At 67.7% G+C, this 616-nt stretch carries 1 protein-coding gene; it reads right to left on the reverse strand.

All coding sequences use genetic code 11. The features are described from left to right. Nucleotides 1–422: protein kinase (locus MHY20_RS11525; RefSeq protein ID WP_239376905.1), on the reverse strand; the 422-nt coding region annotated here is incomplete at its 3' end. Between the last annotated feature and the right edge of the window lie 194 nt (nucleotides 423–616).

Below are 616 nucleotides of genomic sequence, written 5' to 3' on the forward strand. Positions count from 1 at the left end.
GTGGGGCCGCCGACATCGAACATGATGTTGCCGGGCTTCACATCCCGGTGGATCCACTGCTCGTTGTGGATGTGCTGCAGGCCCTTCAGCAGCTGCGAAAGGATCACCACGGTCGCAGCCTCACCGAGGGGGCCGCCTCGTTTGATGAGCCCATCGAGGGTGCCGCCGGACGCGAGCGGCATCGCGATCACCACGTGCTCGTCCTCCGCGCCCCAGCCGTACGGGGTGAGGAGGTTCGGGTGATCGAAGGAGACGCCCTTCTCCCGGACGAAGCGCATGAGATCAGCGGAGTCGCGCTGCCGCAGCACCTTCGCCGCGCACACGTTGTCCACTTTCTTGTCCCAGGCGCGCCAGACAGCGCCTGAGCCGCCCTTGGCGATCAGGTCGATGAGGGCGAACCGCCCCACAATCACGTCAGCCATCCCCGCCAGTGTAAGCGAGGGCACGCGCCCACCGCGCCGTCAGAAGCGACATTGTGGACACGGTTGCGTTACGACCGGGCGTCCGCCACCTCCGCCAACTGGTCGTCCACGAAGGCGCCGCTGGCTGAACGCCAGCCCGCAAACGCGAGCGCGAAGCCCGCCACCACGAGCGCCGTGATCACCGGCGGCCACGA

This window comes from Helcobacillus sp. ACRRO (assembly GCF_022347125.1).
GTDB classification, from domain to species: domain Bacteria; phylum Actinomycetota; class Actinomycetes; order Actinomycetales; family Dermabacteraceae; genus Helcobacillus; species Helcobacillus massiliensis.